This is a genomic window from Pseudoalteromonas sp. S16_S37, assembly GCF_014694405.1.
In the GTDB taxonomy this organism is placed as follows: Bacteria; Pseudomonadota; Gammaproteobacteria; order Enterobacterales; family Alteromonadaceae; genus Pseudoalteromonas.
The window spans coordinates 1-17,060 of the sequence record NZ_JAAUWV010000022.1; the positions used below are offsets into that span (position 1 = coordinate 1).

At 40.6% G+C, this 17,060-nt stretch carries 18 protein-coding genes and 3 tRNA genes; 13 read left to right on the plus strand and 8 right to left on the minus strand.

Features of this window, described 5'->3' with window-relative positions:
• Positions 1–453 precede the first annotated feature (453 nt).
• From HC733_RS11315 to HC733_RS11325, 3 genes are read left to right on the plus strand one after another with little or no spacing between them, the layout of a single operon-like run.
• On the plus strand, positions 454–1,707 hold the full coding sequence (locus HC733_RS11315) for a tetratricopeptide repeat-containing protein (protein WP_190365160.1): 1,254 nt from the start codon (positions 454–456) through the stop codon (positions 1,705–1,707).
• A gap of 2 nt (positions 1,708–1,709) precedes the next feature.
• Positions 1,710–2,249 (plus strand): TIR domain-containing protein, encoded by a 540-nt coding sequence (locus HC733_RS11320; protein WP_190365161.1) that lies wholly within the window; start codon positions 1,710–1,712, stop codon positions 2,247–2,249.
• Positions 2,249–2,647 carry a TIR domain-containing protein gene (locus tag HC733_RS11325; RefSeq protein WP_190365162.1) on the plus strand — a complete coding sequence of 133 codons (399 nt, stop codon included), beginning with the start codon at positions 2,249–2,251 and terminating at the stop codon, positions 2,645–2,647. The genes HC733_RS11320 and HC733_RS11325 overlap by 1 nt, the downstream gene beginning before the upstream one ends.
• Positions 2,648–2,810: 163 nt before the next feature.
• Here the strand turns inward: HC733_RS11325 and HC733_RS11330 are convergent, their stop codons facing one another.
• Together HC733_RS11330 and HC733_RS23155 are read right to left on the minus strand one after the other, a co-directional pair.
• Positions 2,811–3,566, minus strand: coding sequence for a hypothetical protein (locus tag HC733_RS11330; protein ID WP_190365163.1), 756 nt, complete (start codon positions 3,564–3,566; stop codon positions 2,811–2,813).
• 406 nt (positions 3,567–3,972) lie between these two features.
• Positions 3,973–4,098, minus strand: coding sequence for a GNAT family N-acetyltransferase (locus HC733_RS23155; RefSeq protein ID WP_238937529.1), 126 nt, complete (start codon positions 4,096–4,098; stop codon positions 3,973–3,975).
• Between the two features lie 223 nt (positions 4,099–4,321).
• Between HC733_RS23155 and HC733_RS11335 the strand changes: the two genes are divergently transcribed.
• Together HC733_RS11335 and HC733_RS11340 are read left to right on the plus strand one after the other, a co-directional pair.
• The gene (locus tag HC733_RS11335) at positions 4,322–5,599 is read left to right on the plus strand and encodes a hypothetical protein (protein WP_190365164.1); all 1,278 of its coding nucleotides are present in this window, start codon (positions 4,322–4,324) and stop codon (positions 5,597–5,599) included.
• 249 nt (positions 5,600–5,848) lie between these two features.
• Positions 5,849–6,886 carry an IS110 family transposase gene (locus HC733_RS11340; RefSeq protein WP_190365165.1) on the plus strand — a complete coding sequence of 346 codons (1,038 nt, stop codon included), beginning with the start codon at positions 5,849–5,851 and terminating at the stop codon, positions 6,884–6,886.
• 525 nt (positions 6,887–7,411) lie between these two features.
• Here HC733_RS11340 and HC733_RS23390 read toward each other — a convergent pair.
• The 3 genes from HC733_RS23390 to cysB form a co-directional block, all read right to left on the minus strand.
• Complete coding sequence (locus HC733_RS23390) at positions 7,412–7,543, minus strand: hypothetical protein (RefSeq protein ID WP_274602026.1); 132 nt, start codon at positions 7,541–7,543, stop codon at positions 7,412–7,414.
• A 122-nt stretch (positions 7,544–7,665) separates the two neighbouring features.
• Positions 7,666–9,141 carry an amidohydrolase family protein gene (locus HC733_RS11345; RefSeq protein WP_190365166.1) on the minus strand — a complete coding sequence of 492 codons (1,476 nt, stop codon included), beginning with the start codon at positions 9,139–9,141 and terminating at the stop codon, positions 7,666–7,668.
• A 249-nt stretch (positions 9,142–9,390) separates the two neighbouring features.
• Positions 9,391–10,368 (minus strand): HTH-type transcriptional regulator CysB, encoded by a 978-nt coding sequence (cysB, locus tag HC733_RS11350; RefSeq protein ID WP_190365167.1) that lies wholly within the window; start codon positions 10,366–10,368, stop codon positions 9,391–9,393.
• A gap of 285 nt (positions 10,369–10,653) precedes the next feature.
• Between cysB and HC733_RS11355 the strand changes: the two genes are divergently transcribed.
• Positions 10,654–11,415: a hypothetical protein gene (locus tag HC733_RS11355; RefSeq protein WP_190365168.1), complete on the plus strand. Its 762-nt coding sequence runs from the start codon at positions 10,654–10,656 to the stop codon at positions 11,413–11,415.
• 26 nt (positions 11,416–11,441) lie between these two features.
• On the opposite strand, the gene HC733_RS11360 is transcribed toward HC733_RS11355, so the two are convergent.
• Positions 11,442–12,731: an NCS2 family permease gene (locus HC733_RS11360; protein ID WP_190365169.1), complete on the minus strand. Its 1,290-nt coding sequence runs from the start codon at positions 12,729–12,731 to the stop codon at positions 11,442–11,444.
• A 119-nt stretch (positions 12,732–12,850) separates the two neighbouring features.
• On the opposite strand from HC733_RS11360, the gene HC733_RS11365 reads away from it, so the two are divergent.
• The 3 genes from HC733_RS11365 to HC733_RS11375 all read left to right on the plus strand — a co-directional run bounded on the left by HC733_RS11365 (position 12,851) and on the right by HC733_RS11375 (position 14,370).
• A complete protein-coding gene (locus HC733_RS11365; RefSeq protein ID WP_190365170.1) occupies positions 12,851–13,300 on the plus strand; it encodes a tetratricopeptide repeat protein in 450 nt (149 codons plus the stop codon).
• Between the two features lie 159 nt (positions 13,301–13,459).
• On the plus strand, positions 13,460–13,897 hold the full coding sequence (locus tag HC733_RS11370) for a SulA-like leucine-rich domain-containing protein (protein WP_190365171.1): 438 nt from the start codon (positions 13,460–13,462) through the stop codon (positions 13,895–13,897).
• Positions 13,870–14,370, plus strand: a complete 501-nt coding sequence (locus HC733_RS11375) for a YchJ family protein (protein WP_238937530.1) — start codon at positions 13,870–13,872, stop codon at positions 14,368–14,370. The genes HC733_RS11370 and HC733_RS11375 overlap by 28 nt, the downstream gene beginning before the upstream one ends.
• Positions 14,371–14,372: 2 nt before the next feature.
• Here the strand turns inward: HC733_RS11375 and HC733_RS11380 are convergent, their stop codons facing one another.
• Positions 14,373–14,894 (minus strand): VC2046/SO_2500 family protein, encoded by a 522-nt coding sequence (locus tag HC733_RS11380; RefSeq protein ID WP_190365172.1) that lies wholly within the window; start codon positions 14,892–14,894, stop codon positions 14,373–14,375.
• Positions 14,895–15,006: 112 nt separating this feature from the next.
• Here HC733_RS11380 and HC733_RS11385 point away from each other — a divergent pair.
• The 3 genes from HC733_RS11385 (at position 15,007) to HC733_RS11395 (ending at position 15,301) form a co-directional block, all read left to right on the plus strand.
• Positions 15,007–15,091: transfer RNA gene (locus HC733_RS11385), tRNA-Tyr, on the plus strand.
• A gap of 21 nt (positions 15,092–15,112) precedes the next feature.
• A tRNA-Tyr gene (locus tag HC733_RS11390) sits at positions 15,113–15,197 on the plus strand.
• A 19-nt stretch (positions 15,198–15,216) separates the two neighbouring features.
• A tRNA-Tyr gene (locus HC733_RS11395) sits at positions 15,217–15,301 on the plus strand.
• A gap of 3 nt (positions 15,302–15,304) precedes the next feature.
• Here HC733_RS11395 and HC733_RS11400 read toward each other — a convergent pair.
• Entirely contained in the window at positions 15,305–15,982 is a 678-nt protein-coding gene (locus tag HC733_RS11400; RefSeq protein ID WP_190365173.1) for a M48 family metallopeptidase, read from the minus strand.
• Positions 15,983–16,073: 91 nt separating this feature from the next.
• Here HC733_RS11400 and HC733_RS11405 point away from each other — a divergent pair, with 91 nt between their 5' ends.
• A complete protein-coding gene (locus HC733_RS11405) occupies positions 16,074–17,054 on the plus strand; it encodes an ion channel (protein ID WP_190365174.1) in 981 nt (326 codons plus the stop codon).
• The last annotated feature ends 6 nt before the right edge of the window (positions 17,055–17,060 follow it).

Below are 17,060 nucleotides of genomic sequence, written 5' to 3' on the forward strand. Positions count from 1 at the left end.
GTGCTTTAATTTGCTCTAATGATGTTGTGGTATTCATTGATCACACCTTAGTTGTTTAGGTTGCAATCAAGTATGCCGGATGGTTTTTACTTATTTGCGCTATCTTGCCGTAAGGTCACAAAACAAACATTTCCTGAAAAGAGCTGGAGTTCGACATCCGTTGGAAGGCTTTTGCAACCCATGATCGAAGATGGCTTCATATCCGAGACCAACATGGGGAAAACCAAGTTGCTTACAGTTACATCTAAGATGTTAACCTTTTAAATCTAAATAACATCAACAACAACACCCCCTTTATAGGGGGTGTTGTTGTTGATGTACTATAAGAGGATTGATTTTTTGAACATGCATTTGCTTAATATTTTACGAAATTTATTCGTCTTATTACTTGATTAATTAAAAAATGACCAAATATCAACTAAATATAAAGAACTACATAGAAGACTAATTGATATGGAAGTTACAACTTTAAAGTCAAAAGTTTGTTTTGTAATCATGGGGTTTGGTAAAAAGTCAGATCCAGAGTCCAAAATAACTTATGACCTAGATAAAACTTATAAAAATATTATCCGCCCAGCTGTTATTGAAGCAGGTTACGAGTGCGTGAGGGCTGATGAAATATTAGATTCAGGTCTGATTGATAAAAGTATGTATGCCTTATTGATGCAAGCTGATTTAGTTATTGCGGACATTACGACATATAACCCTAACGCAATTTATGAGCTCGGTATTAGACATGGCGTAAGACCTCAATCCACCATTATTTTGAAAGAAAAAAATGGAAAAATTCCATTTGATCTTGATCATAACACAATGTGTATGTACACGCACATGGGCGAAGATATAGGCTATGAGGAAGTTATCCGATGTAAGAATTACCTTATCAGCCTTATTGAAAATATTTCAAAGCAACAGCAAGTTGATAGCCCTCTATATCAGTTTATCAACAATATAAACCCTCCAGTCTTGCCTCAAGAGGAGTACATTTCTCTAATTGATGATTTGGCTGAGAAAGAAAATTTAATATTTGCTGTTGTTGAAAAAGCTAAGGCCAAAATGTCAGAGGGGGATTTCGAGTCTGCTGCTAAATATTGGGATAAAGCGCATCAAAATGCGCCAAATGAACCTTACTTCATTCAACAAAAAGCATTGAGCGTGTATAAATCAGAAGTGCCAAGCCCAGCAACTGCTCTTACTGACGCTTTGAATATTATTTCTGAGCTATCACCTGATGAAGCTTCTACCAATGATCCCGAAACGCTAGGTATTACAGGTGCGATATACAAGAATCAATGGTTATTGAGTGGAGATATAGCCTCTTTAGAGAGAGCGATCACATACTATGGAAAGTGCTTTAATATTCGAAATGACTATTATACAGGCGAAAACTATGCCTTATGTTTAGATATGAAGTCTAATCAAAGTAAGGACGCAGAAGAGAAAATATATGCGAAGTTTGAAGCCAAAAAAACTCGTGAAAAAATAGTATCTACTTTGTTGGACATTATCGAATATGGGGACTTTGACACCAGAATTGATCGCATGTGGATATATGCAACATTGTCACACTGCTATTTAGCTTTAGGTAACGATGAAGAGCACCATAAGTTTGAGGCTTTATTCATGACTGAATCGCCTGTTGAGTGGCAGGTTAAGACATATGAAACAAGTAAACAAGAGTTAGTACAATTGCATGGAGGTAAGTAATTATGGCAAGGCATAAGTGTTTTATTTCATACCACAAAGATGATGAAGATGAAGTTAACGAGTTCATCAGAAATTTTGATCATGATAAAGATGTATTTATAACTCGAGGTATTGGCGAAGAAATGCCTGGAGACGTTATAAATAGCGACGATCCTGATTATGTTATGAAGCGTATTCGAGAACTATATTTAAAAGATTCAACAGTTACTTTAGTCATGTTAGGTAAATGTACATGGTCTAGGAAGTATGTTGATTGGGAGCTTCAATCATCACTGCGAAATGGTGAAACTGTTACTGCAAATGGATTGTTGGGGATTAAATTGCCTAGCTACAGCAAAGGGGATGGATATCCAAATAGATTGAACCTCAATCTAAAGCAAGATGATTCTCAGGAAGATTGTTACGCACGAACAATTGATTATCCAAAAAGAAAAGATACCCTCACTAATGCGATAGATGAAGCATTTGATAGACGGAAAACTCATACAAAGTGGATTAACAATCCAAGGGATAAATTTAAAAATAATCGGAGTTGCTGCTAATGGCTAAAAAGGATGTATTTATCAGCTATGACTATGATAATGATCGCCATTATAAGAGCTTACTATTAGCATGGGATGCAAACGGACAGTTTAAGTTTGGTTTCCATGATCATTCTGCCGATGTTTCGATCAACAGCACCAATGCTTCAGCAATAAAAAGAGCGATATCAGCAAAAATTAATAATGCGAGATATTTTCTTTGTATTGTGGGGAGTAAGACGCACAAGAGTAAATGGGTTGATTGGGAAATTGAAAAAGCTGTTCAGCTGGGGAAAAAAATTGTTGCGGTGAAAACTGATAGAAGTAACACAACACCAAGTGCGTTATATGGCGTTGGCGCTTCGTGGGCTATGTCATTTACTTTTGATTCTATCTCTAAAGCAATCAACAATGCTTAGTGTAGTTGATTGAATCAGTGTTTAATTGAACTGTCAGATTCAATTACTCGATTTCAAATCTGACAGTCGCATTAGTGTGTGAACATAAGGGAAACGTCCACACTTGAGACTAGTTTTGAGCGCAGTGGAAAAGCAGCCCGACAACATGCGCTTGTTATGTTCGTTAATATGCACCAAGCTGGTCATGACCAATAGATGATTTTTCTTTAAGCATTGAGATAAGGGGAGCGTATTTTTCCTTTAGGAGCGGATTGGATACGTTATTAGCCATACCTTGTAGATTAGAGGCCAAATTATTCCTATCTTCATCTGAATTACATATTTTATATGGATCAACAATAATGTACCCATCGACATCTTTTCGAAAATTGGCTATCAGGTGATCAGTCATAGTGCTTGGATGTCTGGTGGCTATATCTGCGAGTATTTTGTTTAATTTTGACGAAATTACAACTCGAGATACCCTCGCGATTTCAGATTCAAGGCGATATGCGTTAATAAATGCTGGACCTATCAATTCATTTTGATCCCAATAAATATCACCAATATCAATCGCTCCCCGTAAGGTATAGCCGCTCACTATTGCTGCACGCCAGACTTCACGAATATTTGCAACCAAAGCTTCAAGACCCAGAGCCATATCACCAATTATGAGTTTTGGTTCGAGACCAAAGGCTATCGTTATGCTGTCGGACACTGTATTAACGCGGCATACATAGCTACGGATAGAGGACTCCGGATTTATCTCTTCAACTTCCTCGCTAAGTACAGGTAATGCGGATTTGATCGCTAATAGTTTCTCTAAAGGATTGGATTCAATCGCCTTCCAGTTTTCCAAAATATCCTGAGAAAAGCCCAGTATGTCTAGAAAGCAGACATAACCAACACCTTTAAAGCTTTTAACATTACCAAGCTGCAATAGTCTACTCCTATAAAATATAACGGGTTATTATCTAGACATTTTAGTGAATGTCCACTCAAGATTTTCTTTCTAAACTACCATGAATTATAAATAACTCAATACGTTATAAGCTACTACACCTAAGCTTTCGTTGTGTATTAAATTTCAGTTTAGTAGTCGCAGTAATAACGCATATGCAATCATTTAAATTATAAAGCTTTTACCTTTGCTTCATAGTGTGTGGCAATGTTGAGGATAGTTCTCTCTTTCTGAGGATAGAAGATAATGTTGTTCTACATTTTCGAGAGATAGCTGTACTCATTTGATTTTTTAATTCACTGAGTTTAGCAAGTTCGAGTGCCTGTCCACGTTAATTTAATTTACCTCGTTAATTTATTTCTTATCTCGCTGACACGCTTATAATTTACCTCGTTAATTTATTTCTTATCTCGCTGACACGCTTATCACCAGCCAACAGCGCAACACGTGCTGCATCATTAGGTTGAAATGGTCGAAGTAGCAAACGTTCCGTCAAAATGTTTAATTTCATAAAATCAGGTTCCCCTAAAATGAAAATTTAACCTCAAGCGTTAACTATCGAGCAATCCCTCTCATTAAACTAACAAATTACTTTTTAAAATCAATAGGTAAGTCACTATAAAAATCAAAACAAACAAAATTAGAAAGAAAAGTAGGTACAAGTATGTTGACGCATGCAATTGTTATAATATAACATTCGACAATGATACATTATAACATTACGGAAATTTAAATTGAAAACGCGCTTATTACTCAGTTTTATCTCTCTCGCTGTTCTCGTGGGCTGTGGCTCAGATAAACATACACTCACGCCAATCGCACAAGATAGCCATGATGAGCATACAACCCCTATCAGCAAACAACCTGATGTAATCTTGCCACACGGCCGACTCGCTGTGTCCCACGCTAATATGGTCTCAATTTACAATGTGGAAGATGGTAGTTTGGTTGAGTCATTAACCACCACACATGAAGAACTAACACTAGTAACCAGTGCCCAAGGGCGCTATGTACTGGCCATGTCACGCCAAAACGACCTTGTGCAATTTATTGATTCAGGATTACATTTAGAAACCACTGACAATAAGCAAAGCCTTCATCAAGACACGCCAAGTTTGCTTAGTTTTGAGCTATACGACAGCAAGGCAACGCACTATATACCTAACTCACAAAATGCTTTGCTGTTTTTCGATGGCAACAAAGACAGTGGCACAGATGCAAGTTTCGCGTTACTTTCCGATACGAGCATCGCAAACAATTCAGTACTAGCAAGTCACCACTACACAACGTATATGCATGGCACAGGACAAGTGCGTGGTGATTGGGTGATTGCCACATTACGCGAGCCCGAAAGTGAAAGCTCGCTGCCAAGCTCACTCGGCTTATTTGAATTACACGGTGATCATTTTCATCAAGAACAGACTTTTGAACATGCCTGCCCTTCGTTACATGGCAGTATCCAAACCACATCTTATATCGCATTTGCATGTGGTGATGGTATTGTGAAAATAACCCAGCATGGTGACACTTTTACGTCAGAGCATATCGCCAATACAGCGGCATTACCTGAAGGACATAGAATCGGCAAGCTCATTGGCAGTCATAGCAATGCCCATGTGCTGGGCGTTGCGAGAGGGAGCTTCTACCACGTTGATTTAGAACACAATGAGTTGAGTGCTTTCAACTGGCAACCCGAAGGTATTGAGAGTTACTTAGCGTACGGGATCAGCGCTATTTCGCAAGATTTGCTGATCTTGGACGAACAAGGTTATATCAACGTATTTGATAGTGAAAATGAGTGGCAGGCCACGGGCAGGTTTAAAGCACTCGCGACAATTTCAGCTGATGTGCCCACACTGTTAATAAACAATCAGGCGTACGATGTGACTTACCTTGTGCATGGCCAAGAAGTCATCAGTTTAGATCTTAAATCGCTGCAAGCAACCCCTCTTTTTACACTAACGGAAAACACTCAGACCGCTGCTTGGGCCGGAATCCCTGCAACCAAGTAAAAACACAGACACTCCCTTAACCTTTTGCGCTGCCTCTTTTGGTAGCGCGTTTTTCACAGTCACTATGGGCGCTTGTTATGGTTTTTCCAAAAGTGAAGGCTTTATCATGAAAATACACCCTTCCAGTGAACCTTCATCCGATACTGGTGCTTTCACAACAAATAAAAGTGGATGATGAGATGGACGCTCCAAAATCGGCGTCAATGCGCCAAACTGATTTGGTAGCAACAGTTCATAGGAGCATCCATCATGAAAAAAGTTAGCACATTGTCCATTGACCTCGCAAAAAATGTATTTCAATTACTGGGCGTCGATAGTCAGGGTTATCCGTGTTTATCCAAACGCCTGTCTCGAAGCAAGTTTAAAGAAACCATTGTTAACTTGCCACCTTGTGACATTGTTATGGAAGCCTGTGCGTCTTCTCATTTTTGGGGAAGAGCATGTTTGGCTGCGGGTCATCAAGTCAACTTAATCCCTGCACAACATGTCACCCCTTTCGTGCGTGGTAATAAGAATGATAAAAACGATTGTCTCGCCATTTATGAAGCCAGTCGTCGACCAAACATTCGCTTTGTGCCTGTAAAAACTGAGCAGCAGCAAGCTGTACTTATTCCGCATCGGATGCGTGAGCGTGTTTTATCTGCTCGAACGGCTTGTATCAACCAAACTCGCAGTCTGTTACTTGAGTTTGGCATTGATATTCCTCAGTCTTACAACAAGTTTAAGCAAGAGTTACGAGGGCTACTGACTCATTCATTACAACCAGCTGTTCTTTTGATGATTTCAGAAGTCTGCGATGAACTCACTTGCTTTGAAAGGAAAATCCATTTACTCGATGATTTGTTTAAACAAGAAAACACCCGTAGCGAAGCCGCCCAGATCATACAATCTATTCCCGGTATTGGGCTTATCAATACCTCCGCTTTTGTGGCTTCAATTGACAAAGGCCAAGCTTTTAAAAGCGCCAAAGAATTTGCTGTATGGCTTGGTCTCACTCCTTCGCAATACGCTTCGGGTAATACCAACCGTTTGGGCAGTATAACCAAACGTGGCGATGGTTATCTTAGAAAACAACTTATTCATGGTGCCAGAACCGTTGTGACGCATGCCAACAAGAAAGACGATGATTTAAGTCGTTGGATAACAACGCTAAAACAGCGACGCGGTCATAACAAAGCCGTTGTTGCTACTGCACATCGACTAGCGAGGCTGATGTGGATATTACTGCAAAAAAACGAACCTTATCGGCCCCAATATACGCAACAAGGCGCTGTGCATAATGTTTGATTATTTTCATCTTTGGTTGTTAGGTAAGCTCGTAATGGACAAGGGAAAACTAGCCCGAGTGGGTGTAGTGAGCACCTAACAACCTTTTACCACTGCTTATTTTTAATTGATGAACAAAGGCCAGAACCTGCCTGCATCAATCCCGTATAGGGCACGGCTATAAAGGCCGAGTGGGTGATTAACTTTTTTGGGAATGCAGGCTCGAAGCTCATTAGGGGCGCTGATAGACACAGTTAAGCCCGGATATATGTCAGAGCAGCTTTTTATTGCATAACTGTTTGATTCTAAATTAAAACGATAAGCAGATAGATTAGGCAAAAAACGGCACGAGGCGACTAAAAGTCACCTCGATTGATTCGTATTATTTGACAACGGCTGAGCGTCCATATATGTCCACGATTGGTTTTCTGCCCACACCATGCTCTCTATCTTTTCAAATTTGAGCAATACAGTCAGTTTGTCATCTCGTTCTTTAAACTAGTTATCGGTAAATGACTCGATTGACGTAGGCAAAGCCTCTTCCATTCAAGCTTCAACAGAATCTGATTTTTGAAACTTTTCAGGCTTTTCTTCGATTGATTCTGCAAGATTTTGCCAAAGTTCTGTCTGAATTACCTCAGGGCTTTGTTGACTTTGCTCTGCGCATCTATGAACCATTTACTACCCTACACCCAACAGTTCATATGAACTGTTTGATTAAAAATTTTCCCTTTTTTAAAATCAATATCAAATGGTTCAGGCTAAAGCCTTGCAGCTTTTCAATGTCTGAACCATTTGCTTTAAGACGGGGTGCTGGTATAGCAGTTAATAACAGCGATATCTCTTAAACAATAGTTGGTATCTAGCGGGTCGTCAGACAAATGCACAAAGTTGGCGTGATTGCCTACTTCTAAGCGCCCTGTCTCACACCCTAAGTGCATGGCGCCCGCATGGGTGATGGCATGTAGCGATTGCGATTTAGATAAACATTGATCTGGTAAAAGCACGCGCTCATGTCGTGTATAACATCCCGGCGCGTATTCCATCACTCTGGTACTGGCTTGTTCCGCTGCTCGCATTGGACTGAGCGGCTGTGCAGGAAACCCAGATTGCAAACAAACATTGTAGCCCTCGCTAACAAGTTGCTGGCATGGTTGCAGTAAAGACTGACCATGATAGCTTTGTACCCATTCGTAGCCACAATAGCCAACGTCACCAATATTAATCACGATTGAGCGACTCGCTGTAAACGAATCGATGCTCGAATCGTGGTTTAAACATGCAAGGCTATTAATTTCACGCAACCAACCATTTTTGGGTTCAATTAAATTTATGTTTTGTGTTGCAAGTTGGTATTCTGATAGCACTTTGCGTGCAAAAGGATGGGTATCAATCACGCCTAAGTGTGTGATCCCTTGCCTTATCGCGGTGTCGATTATTTTATCGATATTGACAAATATGCTATCTAAATAGCTTTGCATCTGAGATGTTGGCAGCGCGCCAACAATCCATAATAATTGTTCATTCTGCAAACCATGTTGGTTATCAACCATCTCTTTTAGCTGTGCTTTACTAGAGAACGGACATGCCCCACTGCTTTTCAAGTAATCATAAATCAACTCTAAAGCGGCGTCGTTCACATACGCGATTGCGCTACCCGCATCAAATATTGCAACAGGCCTTTGCACATTTAGTTGCTTGATCAACGCGTACACTTCACGTCGGCTTTCTTTGCTGTTATGACCTAGCAAGCCACTATATAAGCCATAGCTTAGTAACCAATGCTGTGGCGCAAGCCCTTTGTCTAAATACAAAATGGCGCGGGCAATATAGCTAACACTATAATTAGGCATGAGTTTTTGCCAACTACAGTCAAAACCAAATGGGCCGAGGTGACTCCATTGCCTAAGCACTGCGCTCATCACTAAATGAATGTTTGGTTCAACAAAACCTGGGCAAATTGATTGGCGCTCATCCAAATACTGAACACGTACTTTTAGAGCGTATTTAGATAGGTAGTCGTTAACTTCTTGCACACTGCCAAGGGCCTCGATTTTGCCCTGTCGCACCAACATAGCATCAACAACCTCTACATAAGGCTCAAATTGACAGTAAATCTTCCCATAAAAAACAATACTATTAGGGTCATTGGAAGAATATTGATTACTCGCATAAGCACTGCAAAACGACAACTCAGACAGCTTATCCAATAAACCATCAAAGAAAATATGATTGAGTGAGAAACAAGAGCTTGCCTGCGGTATTTCTTCCATCATATACATCCAACAAAACACACCATGTAAACGTTAGATGATATTTCATAATCTGCCATTACAGCACATTACATGACTAAGTTTGCAGTAGATTAGTTCATGATAGATAAGTGAATATAATCACATTGGAAGGCAGAAGGCGCGGTAACTGCGTTAAATACGATGGTATATCTGTGCTATATAACATCGTATTTAACGCACTTGCTTGGTCGCTTAGTGCTGTTGTTGATAAGCAACTTTTATAAATAACAACTACTTGATAGGTAAAGTAATATCTGAAAACAAAGCATCAACATCATCTTGATTGCGCAACAAACTTGCTTTTTCAACAAGATCCTTACTCAAGTGAGGTGCAAATCTTTCAATAAAGTCATACATATACCCACGTAAGAAGCTGCCTTTTCTAAAGCCGATTTTAGTGGTGCTGGCTTCAAACAGGTGGCTTGCATCAATACATACAAGGTCTTGATCTGCCACCTTATCTATCGCCATGGATGCTAGCACACCAACGCCTAGACCCAGACGGACATAGGTTTTAATTACATCCGCATCCGTGGCTGTAAACACAATGTGGGGTTCAAGACCATGGGCATTAAACGCCTTATCGAGTTCAGAGCGGCCAGTAAAGCCAAATACATAGGTGATCAACGGGTACTTAGCGATATCTTGCACCGTTAGGTTATGTACTTTTTGAGCCAATGGGTGGTCTTTGGCTACCACAATACTGCGATTCCAGTGATAGCAAGGTAGCATCACCAAGTCTGAATACAAATGAAGTGCTTCAGTTGCAATTGCAAAGTCTGCGTCGCCGCGGGCCGCTGCATCTGATATTTGCTGCGGTGTACCTTGATGCATGTGCAAAGACACCGCAGGGTATTTTTTCATAAAACCCTGAATGACGCTCGGCAGTGCATAACGAGCCTGCGTATGCGTTGTGGCAATATTAAGCTTACCTTGATCGGGTAAAGTATGCTCATTAGCGACCGCTTTGATCCCTTCTACTTTAGATAGAATTTCACGCGCAATATTAATGATTTCATTGCCAGCATTAGTAACATGAGTGAGATGCTTTCCGCTGCGGCCAAAAATTTGCACGCCTAATTCATCTTCAAGCATTCTTACTTGTTTGGATATGCCTGGTTGAGATGTATATAGGCTTTCAGCTGTTGCTGACACATTTAAGTTGTGATTTAAAACTTCTACAATATATCTAAGTTGTTGTAATTTCATAGCTTATTTTTCTTATTAGTTTTTACAAGGCAATGATCACGGCGCGCTACAAGTTCTTGCTTGGGATAAAGCCAATCTATCTTAGGCTAGCATATTTACTTCTAACGAGATAGCTCTCAAGTTAGATGATTGTGCAAGATATAAAACTATTTCCTTTGGTCTATAATGATAAATAGTGATTTTTTAAAAAATTTCATCCATATGAACGGAAAACTGTTCAGAAAGCAATTAATTGATGTAAGATAAAAAATCATCTTTTGAGTCGTGGTCTAAGAGAAGTCTGTTATGTTTGTTTCTATCATTATTATGTTGATTGTTGCATTGATCGTTATTGCGGTGTGGGTCAGTGCAGTTCAGCAGCACAGAGAGAAGCAAGAAGCCGAACGTAGAAAAGAGCTCGCCAAGCAGAAAAAAATCATTGAAGAATCAGAAGATATCATTGTGAATAGCTGCAATATTCCAATGTCTGAATTGATACTGCGCGTTTTACAGCGTCGTGTGTATGATGCGCTATGCGTTATGGTAGAACTATCCCCCTCTAATAAAGAACTAAAAAACCGCCTTAAAGAGGCAAAAGAAAGATTAAATTCACAACTTGACCCTGAATCTCAAATAGATACATTGAGCTTGCCTGATGCAGATAAGCAGCTGATTGCTTTAGTGCAAGGTATTAAGCGCCTACGACATGTTATCCGCTCTGAACACTCAAAAGGTAAGGTAGATACACAGCTTTTTGTAGCTGAAGATCGCCGACTAGAAAAACTACAGTTGCGCATTAATGTTGAAAGCCAAATCAAACGTGGTGTATCAGCGCGTGCTGCAAATATGGTCGGCTCTGCCCGTCAATATTTTGAAAAGGCCTTCGCAACAATTAATGGAGTTACTTACACCGATGACTATGTAGCTGAAAAGAAAGCCCAGTTACAGACCTATTTAGACGAGATAAGCACCGAGCTTAAAGCTTCTAACGCTTCTGCGGTAAAGAAGAAAAAAGAACAAGAAAAAGACGATTTGGATGTTTTATTTGCACCAAAAAAGAAGTGGTGATCATACCACTTCTCTTCTTACTACTTTTACTCAAAAGCAAACTTAAGTACGAACAAGCCTGTAAGTAACCAAACGCTCACAGTCACTTCATGCGCTTTATTGCAAACAACTTTTACCGCTGTATAGGCAATAAAACCAAGTGCGATGCCATGGGCAATTGAAAATGTCAGCGGCGTCATCAGCAACACCACACTGACAGGAATTGCATCACTCATATCATCCCAATTAACTAGCTTAAGGTTTTGCAACATCAACACTGCCACATATAATATTGCCCCAGCAGTTGCATAAGCAGGCACCATTTTTGCCAGCGGCGCAAAAAATACCATGAGCAAAAAGCATATTCCAACGACCACCGCTGTTAAGCCTGTTTTTCCACCCACCGATACACCTGATACAGACTCAATATAAGAAGTGGTAGTGGATGTGCCAAGCATTGAGCCTGCAATTGTCGCGGTACTATCTGCCGATAGCGCTCGGCCTAATCGCGGCATTTTGCCATGAGCATCAGCTAGCCCCGCCTTTTGCGTAACGGCTACCAAAGTGCCCGAAGTATCAAATAAGTCAACAAACAAAAATGCAAAGACCACGCTCAGCATTGATACCTCCAACGCACTGGCAATATCAAGTGCCATCAGCGTGGGTAAAACGCTGGGTGGTGCCGATACTAGTCCCTGATAAGTTATTAGATCCATGCTCCACGCAGCGCCAGTGACAACCAAAATGCTGATCAGCACGCCACTTTTTATATCTCGAAACATTAATGCCGCGATAATGAAAAAGCTGAAAATAGCCAACAATGGACCTGCTTGGGTTATGTCACCAAGTTGCACCAGCGTGGCGGGACTGGCAACGATGATCCCTGCGTTTTTCAGAGCAATCAACGCGAGAAACGCACCAATTCCAGTGGCAATAGCCTGTTTTAGCACCAGAGGGATGGCTTGAATGACCCATTCTCTGATCTTAAAAACACTCAATATAAAAAATAAACAACCAGATAAGAACACCGCACCTAATGCTGATTGCCAAGAGTGCCCCATTCCCAACACAACACCATAAGTGAAAAATGCGTTCAACCCCATTCCTGGCGCTAATGCCAAAGGGTAATTAGCCCAAAAACCCATGATAAAGCACCCTATTGCTGCAGCAATACAAGTTGCAACAAAGGCTGCCCCCATGTCCATGCCTGCTTGAGCTAGCATCAGTGGGTTTACAAAAATGATATACACCATGGTGACAAAGGTAGTGAAGCCTGCCAACACTTCGGTTTTAATCGTCGAGCCTTGCTGGCGAATGGCAAAAATGCGTTCTAACATAGATATGGGATTAAATTGGAAACAAGTGTTTGGATTTTAACATAAATCACTGGTTTATTCGGACAATTTCGTTAGAATTCAGCTACACTTTCTATTAGGTTTATTATTGCGGTTAGACTATGGAACGAGAACAACTTGAAAATTCGGCCAGCCAAGATTTAGAGCAACAATTGCTTAATGTACTTAACTTTGTCACTGCGCCAATGAATAGTGATGCTCAGCTACCTGAAGACAACGACCCACAAGCCGCATTTAAAAAAGGCCTCTATTATCTTAAAGAGCAGGCTTACCCGCTTGCTGCTAAATGGTTCAGAATGGCGGCAATGTCTGGCAATAATAAAGCACAGTTTTACCTAGGCCTGCTATTTGTTAAAGGCCAAGGCGTTCCACAAAGCCCATTTCATGCAATGGCCTGGCTGACGCTCGCACAAAGCCAAGGGATGGAAGCGGCAGATGCAATGATAGAGCAACTAAAACCTCACCTTTCGACCAAACGTATTAAAGATGCGCATTGCTACGCAGCCACTTTATACGAACAGATACATCAGCTCACATTTATCAAACCTTAAAATATAAAGCTTTTATATTTCAAATGCATATTTAAATTATGAGGGTGCTGCGTGCATACTCATACAAATTTGTATAAAAAACTAACAACTTTTTCTTGCATCTAATTACTGTATAAACTACTGTATACAAATACTGTATATAACACCAGTGAGTTGATTATGTTACACGCAAGTTCAGTTTTAAGAGTTTCGTCAAAGTTACCGCAGGTATCAGTTTCTAACCAGCACTTAGTGCACACAGCCGATGATATCTGTGCCAGTTTGGAGTTATTAAAAATTGTTCATCAATGTAATCAAAAAAAGGGCTGGACATTATTAATTGCGCCAGACAACGTGCCTAATAAGGCAATGATGGATAGCTGCTCTATTGATTCTAGTAAACTGCTCGTTATCAGAAAGAAGCACATTGTAGATCTTAATTATGTTCTAACATCGGCTCTAAACAATGGAAACTTTGCGGCGGTGATCACCTGGACTGATATTCTCTCACCCGATGAATTAAAAAAGATGAGCTTGCCCAGTTCAAATACAGAAATTTATTGCTTTTCTAAGGCTATCAATAAGGAAGCATGTACAATACCCGCATTGATTTCTTAATTTTCTACGAAGCTATGTGCTACTGCCCTAGTAATACCCCATTTAATGAATGCTGTGAGCCTTTTATTATAGGCTCAAAGCGACCAACTACTGCAGAACAACTAATGCGTTCACGCTACAGCGCTTATTGCACCAAAAACGCTGAATATATCAGAGCGACTTACATTGCAAGTGAACAGCATAACCACAGCGTTGAAGATATCTTGGCGTTTGCAGATATTGCACAATTTATTAAGTTAGAAATAATTGCAACGGGCGATACCTCTGACGGCAGCTACGTTGAATTTAAAGCAACCTATATAGCTGATAACAAAGTGTGCTTATTACATGAAAAGTCTTTGTTTGTGAAAGAGTCGGAACATTGGAAATATGCAGATGGTACGATTTATCCAACGCCAGACGTCAAAGTAGGTAGAAACGACGAGTGTCCATGTGGCAGTGGTAAAAAGTACAAAAAATGCCACAGTAATTGAGTTTAAGCACTTAGCTGCAAAGCACTTTGCATTTGACCCGATGCAATTTGATCATAAAACCCCGCAGCATTCATGGCGGGTTTTTCATCTGTTGCATAACCTTTTTTAGTCGCTTCTAAACGCTTTCTCACAGCAAGATCACAGTTATCCACAACGACTAACGGAATGTGGGTTTTGTCATCACGAATAGCGAGCGGCTCGGGGTTCAAGTAGTCTTGTAATTTCAAAGACGTTAAACTGCTTTGTTCAAGTATCTTGGCATTATCTTGCCCTATCAGCATATCAAATTGCTCTGGCGCCAAAGCGCGCTGGGGCCCTATTTGCAGCTTCTTTTTTAATGCCTGCTCTGATAAATCGGCTTCGGTTTGTTGTGCTTCAGGTAAGTGAAATTGGCTAAAATCTAATACATCTTGAGAAAGCATCGCCAGCAGCATAGCAAAATCGGCTCTGCGATGTTCTGCCACACTGACTGACAAAGCACTGCCGAGCTGTTCTTCTCTGGTCAAGACTGCATCAAGTTGCATAGAGTTTCACCAATTAATTACGAATCTATGCTTTTATCGGCATTTTTTTAAATTTCTTTAGTAGTTTTCTTTACTTAATTAGAAACTTTGATATTATCAGCGCCGTTGTTTAGGAGGGGTTCCCGAGCGGCCAAAGGGATCAGACTGTAAATCTGACGGCACTGCCTTCGCTGGTTCGAATCCAGCTCCCTCCACCACAAACAACGCAAATACAATTTGGAGGGGTTCCCGAGCGGCCAAAGGGATCAGACTGTAAATCTGACGGCACTGCCTTCGCTGGTTCGAATCCAGCCCCCTCCACCAAATTGTATTCTCCCATTGCGGAGGGGTTCCCGAGCGGCCAAAGGGATCAGACTGTAAATCTGACGGCACTGCCTTCGCTGGTTCGAATCCAGCCCCCTCCACCATTTTTATTCTTTCGCTATAAATAACTGCTTGCCATTACTTTTAAACCAGCTAATCGCCTCTTTATAATTGCTATCATACCTTGCAACCAACGACCAAAAAGCGCGATTGTGCGCCATTACATGGCAATGCGCTAGCTCATGTATCATAACGTAATCAATCGTTCGCTTAGGTGCCCCTGCAAGTAACACGTTAAACGTAAGCGCATAGTGGCTTGAACAACTTCCCCAGCGACCTTTGTATTCTCTGAACTTAACACTTTCAATCGGCGAATTCATTTGCACGCTCAAAGCGTGTAAGCGACTATCAACATATTGCTCAAGCTCAGTTGATAACAACTTTATTAACGCTAAGCGAATTGACTTAGTACTCGATTTAGCTGTCGTGCGCACCACAACTTTTTGTTGTAAATGATCAATATGTGAAGCCATAGCACTGTCACACATAAACGCATATTCATTGCCAAAAACCAGTACTTTACCGCTATTCCAAGGTACCTGTTGCTGCACGCCCTTGGCAAGTACTTGCTGCTGTTTTGCAACCCAGGCTTTCTTGGTTGCAAGCCAACGTTCTATTCCCTTAATGCAAGCGCCTTGGGGTGCATATACTAACACGCCATTATCTGTCACTTTCAGGGCAATCGTTTTACGTTTTTTGCTTAGTTTTAGTTGGTATTCAAACATCTTGATTTTAAAAAAATTTCATTGCTTGCATTCTACCGCGCAAATTAGCTGCTAATCTAATAAAATAAATCGGCAAAAGGATCAGGTATCTATGAGTGATAAGCCATGTTGTCAGTATAAATCACCCGATGGCCACCACTGCCAAGAAATTGATATGGGCTCTGGGCTATGTTTTTGGCACGATGCAAAATTCGACAAAAGTGGTTTAGAGTTAACACATAAACTGGAACGCTACGCCAAGCGAGGTGGGTTGCTGCAAGGTCTAGAGCTTAAACGTGCTAACCTAGAGGGGCTGAATCTCGTTAAATTTGGTGATCATAATGGCTATGATCTTTCCTATAGCAATTTTTATCGAGCCAACCTAAAAGGCGCGCATTTATTCAATAATACCTTTCGTGAAGCCTCTTTAATGAAAGCAGATTTAAGAGAAGCTAACTTACACTGCTGTCACTTAGAAAAGGCAAATTTACTCGGTATTAAGTTAGATAATACCCGAATTGATAATTTATACCTTGGCGATAAGCTTTTGCAAGAACAACAAGGGTTTGTTGCGCTTAAAGAAAAGCGTATAGATGACGCTAACGATTTATTTTTACAATCTGAAGAAATATACCGCTCACTGCGCAAAGGCGCTGAGCAACAAGGTCTATTTGAAATGGCGGGCAAGTATACCTATCAAGAACTGCGTATGCGCCATCAACAGTACCCAAAAAACTCTCAGCGCAGGCTAGTTTCCAGTTTTATTAACTTACTATGCGGATACGGTGAAAAGCCCGAAAATGTTATTCGCTTTAGCTTAACCATGATTATCGTGTGTGCCATTTTGTACTTTTTATTTGGCGTTACTTACGAGGAACAAATTTTACAACTCAATACCGCAAATTCTTTGAACGAGAATGTCAGTGCACTACTTAACAGTTTTTATTTCAGCGTAGTCACATTTACCACATTGGGGTATGGTGATATAACCCCGATTGGCGTATCTCGATTTATCGCTGCTATTGAAGCGTTTACTGGCAGCTTCTCATTAGCGTTGTTCGTTGTTGTGTTTGTAAAACGTATGACTCGATAGTCATAC

What these genes read in the sequence shown, in the direction of transcription:
- HC733_RS11325 (WP_190365162.1), top strand. Translation starts at nt 2,249, where the DNA reads ATGGCTAAAAAGGATGTATTTATCAGCTATGACTATGATAATGATCGC.
- HC733_RS11375 (WP_238937530.1), top strand. Translation starts at nt 13,870, where the DNA reads ATGTACAATACCCGCATTGATTTCTTAATTTTCTACGAAGCTATGTGC.
- HC733_RS11365 (WP_190365170.1), top strand. Translation starts at nt 12,851, where the DNA reads ATGGAACGAGAACAACTTGAAAATTCGGCCAGCCAAGATTTAGAGCAA.
- HC733_RS11320 (WP_190365161.1), top strand. Translation starts at nt 1,710, where the DNA reads ATGGCAAGGCATAAGTGTTTTATTTCATACCACAAAGATGATGAAGAT.
- HC733_RS11400 (WP_190365173.1), bottom strand. Translation starts at nt 15,982, where the DNA reads ATGTTTGAATACCAACTAAAACTAAGCAAAAAACGTAAAACGATTGCC.
- HC733_RS11340 (WP_190365165.1), top strand. Translation starts at nt 5,849, where the DNA reads ATGAAAAAAGTTAGCACATTGTCCATTGACCTCGCAAAAAATGTATTT.
- HC733_RS11355 (WP_190365168.1), top strand. Translation starts at nt 10,654, where the DNA reads ATGTTTGTTTCTATCATTATTATGTTGATTGTTGCATTGATCGTTATT.
- HC733_RS23390 (WP_274602026.1), bottom strand. Translation starts at nt 7,543, where the DNA reads ATGGTTCATAGATGCGCAGAGCAAAGTCAACAAAGCCCTGAGGTAATT.
- HC733_RS11360 (WP_190365169.1), bottom strand. Translation starts at nt 12,731, where the DNA reads ATGTTAGAACGCATTTTTGCCATTCGCCAGCAAGGCTCGACGATTAAA.
- cysB (WP_190365167.1), bottom strand. Translation starts at nt 10,368, where the DNA reads ATGAAATTACAACAACTTAGATATATTGTAGAAGTTTTAAATCACAAC.
- HC733_RS11405 (WP_190365174.1), top strand. Translation starts at nt 16,074, where the DNA reads ATGAGTGATAAGCCATGTTGTCAGTATAAATCACCCGATGGCCACCAC.
- HC733_RS23155 (WP_238937529.1), bottom strand. Translation starts at nt 4,098, where the DNA reads ATGAAATTAAACATTTTGACGGAACGTTTGCTACTTCGACCATTTCAA.
- HC733_RS11315 (WP_190365160.1), top strand. Translation starts at nt 454, where the DNA reads ATGGAAGTTACAACTTTAAAGTCAAAAGTTTGTTTTGTAATCATGGGG.
- HC733_RS11370 (WP_190365171.1), top strand. Translation starts at nt 13,460, where the DNA reads ATGTTACACGCAAGTTCAGTTTTAAGAGTTTCGTCAAAGTTACCGCAG.
- HC733_RS11345 (WP_190365166.1), bottom strand. Translation starts at nt 9,141, where the DNA reads ATGATGGAAGAAATACCGCAGGCAAGCTCTTGTTTCTCACTCAATCAT.
- HC733_RS11380 (WP_190365172.1), bottom strand. Translation starts at nt 14,894, where the DNA reads ATGCAACTTGATGCAGTCTTGACCAGAGAAGAACAGCTCGGCAGTGCT.